Source organism: Mesorhizobium sp. WSM4836 (assembly GCF_055811815.1).
Map to the genome: position 1 here is coordinate 1 of NZ_JBVVQF010000061.1, position 4907 is coordinate 4907.

General features: G+C 58.3%; 2 protein-coding genes and 1 tRNA gene. 1 reads left to right on the plus strand and 2 read right to left on the minus strand.

The window, feature by feature from the left end:
• Positions 1 to 867: 867 nt before the first annotated feature.
• Both AC0L2P_RS31950 and AC0L2P_RS31955 read right to left on the minus strand, forming a co-directional pair.
• A complete protein-coding gene (locus AC0L2P_RS31950; protein WP_473507207.1) occupies positions 868 to 1236 on the minus strand; it encodes a VanZ family protein in 369 nt (122 codons plus the stop codon).
• A 293-nt stretch (positions 1237 to 1529) separates the two neighbouring features.
• A tRNA-Gln gene (locus AC0L2P_RS31955) sits at positions 1530 to 1604 on the minus strand.
• 509 nt (positions 1605 to 2113) lie between these two features.
• Between AC0L2P_RS31955 and ppdK the strand changes: the two genes are divergently transcribed.
• Positions 2114 to 4834: a pyruvate, phosphate dikinase gene (gene ppdK / locus AC0L2P_RS31960; protein ID WP_473507208.1), complete on the plus strand. Its 2721-nt coding sequence runs from the start codon at positions 2114 to 2116 to the stop codon at positions 4832 to 4834.
• Positions 4835 to 4907: the final 73 nt, after the last annotated feature.

Sequence of the window (4907 nt, forward strand, 5' to 3'; positions counted from 1 at the left end):
GCGTTGACCAGCGAAACGTACTGAACGTCAGCCAGATTGAACCCGGCGGTTGCGATTTCGGTGGCGGATCCACCCGATGCGTAGTGCAGAGTTGCCATCCATAATCCCTCATTTTGATTCGATAGCACCCCGCGCATGTCTGCCTACTAGAGGGTGTATATTAGCGCCAAATCACATACCTGCACGCCCTGATAGAATGGTTGATCGGTGGCAGAATTTTCACATTAAGAAAAAAAAGATACTTTAGAGGCAATCGGAGTTGCGGCAAAAAGAAAGTTTAGACTCATGGCTCTTCGGAGATTTTGTTAGATGTTATATACATTGATTTAAGTTGTTCTATTCTCTCGAAGAGAAGAAAACAAATTCTGCTTATTATGTTCACGTTACCGTCGGCATTACGTATTAAACATGTAGTTTTTTTGTCATGCGGCTCGTAGCTAGACAACACCAGACTTGTATGCAATAAGTTATCTAACAATAGCAAAATGGCGATAGCTTGTGTTGTAAAAATCTCGATCCATAAGATCCATATCGCAGATCGCGCATAGAGAGGCCGCTTTTTTGCATTTGACAATCTTGAATTTAGCCGATGTTAAGTTAGGATTCTAGCCGGACCACGTTCACTGCCAGTGACACTAATTTGTTGTGGACAGATAGCGTTGGGGCCATTCCGCGACCAAGTTTTCGCAACTCAGATTGCCACCACCGACTGGAAATTCGGAGATTGTCCGGTTTGGATTCTGTTTCTTGGCCAGAAGGGGAGGTTCTGCTAGGAACCGGAATGACTGAGATGCAGCTCTACCCGCCTCGGTTCGCCGCTCGAGAGTAAGTCTGAAGGAAGGGATTGGCGCCGTTCCCGGACGTTTCTTAAATCGCTCGTCGAACAAGCGAATTTGCACAGCCGATGGTTACCAGAGAGCAGCCGATGCCGACGCAATCAGCCGCCCAATCAAATCCATCGAGATCCCGCCCTATTAAGGTCGTACCCTGAAGGATTTCAATCGCAGCACCAACCAGAGTGAGGAAGACTATCAAACTCATCTTGCGTTCCGGCCAACCCAGCCTTCCAACAAGCATCAGTGCCGCGAAAGCGACACCGTGATTAAGCTTGTCATAATGGAAGCCTATGCTGAAGCCGAGCTCTTTGAGACGGAAAACTGGGAGAAGTGCAAGCACGAGAACGGCAAGCAGCGTAACGAAAAAGGCTGCTTTCTCGGCAATTGGGTGTAATCTCATTCTGCTCCTGCGATGTTGTTTACGGGCCGGGCGTTGGCATGTAATGCCCTGCTCCGAGGTCGACATCGGCTCCCGCATGGTGCGAGGCGAGGCTATTGGTTCGCCCTCACGATCGCATCCGATTTGTCCAAAATCAACTGAGCTACATATTGAGGCCGCCACATTCGTAATAAAAACTTTGCGATACGTTAAACGCTGTCTAGCTCTCGCGCCTAACTTGTCGTGCCCCTATGGAGCGGAGAACTACAACGGGCACCTGCATTCGGAGTCGTCAGGAGCGTACAGAGTGAAATTGGCTGGGGCGCCAGGATTCGAACCTGGGAATGTCGGTACCAAAAACCGATGCCTTACCACTTGGCGACGCCCCATCAGCCGGGAACGTGCCCCAGCGCGCGGGCTTATAAGACGAGCCGGGGGAAAGCTCAACGGCGAATATACAAAATGTCGTAAGCAGATGAGTTGTCCGGATTAGGTAGCACGTGAGCTGTCCGGTTTTCTTCCCAGTCCTTGGAGGCTGGGGATGAGACGGACAGCATGGCTACAGAACCTGAGAATGTTCGCGACGTTTTGAATCGCTGGAACGGCGGCGATCTTCGATGATTGAGGCAGGTGAGTCGCGGGCATCTCGGAGCGGCAGGATGGACAATTAGGACCGCTTACAGCCGGGAACCAAAAGATAGCCTCGGCCATGTGCTGGTCCCAGCCCTCGTTACCTTGTGTGGCTTACGAGAAGTGCAAAGCAGGTTCTTTTCGACGCCTCTTTCTCTTAATCGATTGTAGAGGCGGGCGGGCATTGCCGACGGCTTGCCTTTCGCACTGCACCATCATATCGCTCGATTTGCCAATATTTCCAATCTCCTGCAACCGGGGAGCAAGCATGACCAAATGGGTCTACACCTTTGGCGACGGCGCCGCGGAAGGCCGCGCCGGCGACCGCAATCTGCTCGGCGGCAAGGGCGCCAACCTTGCCGAAATGTGCAGCCTGGGCCTGCCGGTGCCGCCGGGCTTCACCATCACCACCGATGTCTGCAACGCCTATTACGCCAACGGCCACACCTATCCGGCCTCGCTGGAAGCGGATGTTGCGGTCGCCCTCGATCACATCGGCCGGCTGACCGGGCGTCGTTTCGGCGATCCCTCGGAATTGTTGCTTGTATCGGTGCGCTCCGGTGCCCGCGCTTCCATGCCCGGCATGATGGACACCGTACTCAATCTCGGCCTGAACGACGAGACGGTCGAAGCACTGGCCGCCGATTCAGGCGATCCCCGCTTTGCCTATGACAGCTACCGCCGTTTCATCCAGATGTATTCCGACGTCGTCATAGGGCTCGACCATGAGGTGTTCGAGGAAATCCTCGAAGACCAGAAGGGCGGCCTCGGCCATGAGCTCGACACCGAGCTGACGGCCATTGAATGGCAAGGCGTGATCGCGCTCTACAAGGCCAAGGTCGAGGAGGAGCTGGGTAAGCCGTTTCCGCAGGATCCGCACGAGCAGCTATGGGGCGCCATCGGCGCGGTGTTTTCCAGCTGGATGAACAACCGCGCCATCACCTACCGGCGCCTGCACGACATTCCCGAAAGCTGGGGTACGGCGGTCAATGTCCAGGCCATGGTCTTCGGCAATATGGGCGACACTTCGGCCACCGGCGTTGCCTTCACCCGCAATCCATCGACCGGCGACAAGCAGCTTTATGGCGAGTTCCTGGTCAACGCCCAGGGCGAGGATGTCGTTGCCGGCATCCGCACGCCGCAGAACATCACCGAGGCGGCGCGCATTGCCGCCGGCTCCGACAAGCCGTCGCTGCAGAAGCTGATGCCGGACGCCTTCCAGGCTTTCGTCAGCATCTCCGAGCGCCTGGAAAAGCATTACCGCGACATGCAGGATCTCGAATTCACCATCGAGCGCGGCAAATTGTGGATGCTGCAGACCCGGTCCGGCAAACGCACCGCCAAGGCGGCGCTGAAGATTGCCGTCGACATGGCCAGGGATCGGCTGATTTCGAAGGAGGAGGCCGTCGCCCGCATCGATCCGGCCTCGCTCGACCAGTTGCTGCATCCGACCATCGATCCGAAGGCGGCGCGCGACATCATCGGCGTCGGCCTGCCGGCATCGCCAGGTGCTGCCACCGGCGAGATCGTGTTTTCCTCGAACGACGCCGAGGAGGCCAAGACACAAGGTCGCAAGGCGATCCTGGTGCGCATCGAGACCAGCCCCGAAGACATCCACGGCATGCATGCGGCCGAAGGCATCCTGACGACGCGCGGCGGCATGACCAGCCACGCCGCTGTTGTTGCGCGCGGCATGGGCAAGCCTTGCGTATCAGGAGCCGGCTCGCTGCGCGTCGACTACAAGGCCGCCACGCTGATGGCGATGGGATCGACCTTCCGCAAGGGCGATATCATCACCATCGACGGCGGCAACGGCCAGGTGCTGAAAGGCGCCGTGCCGATGCTGCAGCCCGAACTCTCGGGCGATTTCGCCGCCATAATGGAATGGGCCGACGGCGCGCGCCGTATGAAGGTGCGCACCAATGCCGAGACGCCGCTGGATGCGCGCATGGCGCGCTCCTTCGGCGCCGAAGGCATTGGCCTTTGCCGCACCGAGCACATGTTCTTCGACGGCGACCGCATCGTCGCCATGCGCGAGATGATCCTAGCCGATACGGAAAAGGAGCGGCGAACGGCGCTGGCCAAGCTGTTGCCGATGCAGCGCTCGGATTTCCTCGAACTGTTCGAGATTATGGCCGGGCTGCCGGTGACGATCCGCTTGCTCGATCCGCCGCTGCACGAATTCCTGCCCAAGACCGAAGAGGAGGTGGCCGAGGTCGCCGCCGCCATGAATGTGTCGCCGGACAAGCTCAGGCGGCGCACCGAAGCGCTGCACGAGTTCAATCCGATGCTCGGCCATCGCGGTTGCCGGCTTGCCGTCTCCTATCCCGAAATCGCTGAGATGCAGGCACGCGCCATTTTCGAGGCGGCCGTGGAGGCCGGCAGGAAGGCCGGCGCGCTGGTGGTCCCCGAGATCATGGTGCCACTGGTCGGGCTGGTGAAGGAGCTCGACTTCGTCAAGGCGCGCATCGATGCCGTCGCCAAAAGCGTGATGGAGGAGACCGGGGTCACAATCGATTACCTGACCGGCACGATGATCGAACTGCCGCGTGCCGCGATCCGTGCCCAAATCATCGCCGAGGCGGCCGAATTCTTCTCCTTCGGCACCAATGATCTGACCCAGACCACCTTCGGTATCTCGCGCGACGACGCGGCCTCGTTCCTCGAGACCTACCGGCAAAAAGGCATCATCGAGCAGGATCCATTCGTGTCGCTCGACATAGAGGGTGTCGGCGAGCTGGTGCGGATGGCGGCTGAAAAGGGCAGGGCGACGCGGCCCGAGATCAAGCTCGGCATTTGCGGCGAGCATGGCGGTGACCCGGCCTCGATCCATTTCTGCGAGAAGGTCGGCCTCGACTACGTCTCGTGCTCACCCTACCGCGTGCCGATCGCCAGGCTGGCCGCCGCGCAAGCGGCGGTGCAGGCTGGCGAAAGCCAGAGCGTGAATAGATCCCGACCGAAGATTCTTCCGCGCAGCGAGCAAGATTGATGTTTTCGATCCGCCGTGTGAAATGGCCGCGGGATGGTGAGCATGTCTGATGATGAACAAACCGCTGCGACGC

Bases quoted from the DNA above. Each gene is read 5' to 3' on its own strand.
- ppdK (WP_473507208.1), top strand. From the start codon at position 2,114: ATGACCAAATGGGTCTACACCTTTGGCGACGGCGCCGCGGAAGGCCGC.
- AC0L2P_RS31950 (WP_473507207.1), bottom strand. From the start codon at position 1,236: ATGAGATTACACCCAATTGCCGAGAAAGCAGCCTTTTTCGTTACGCTG.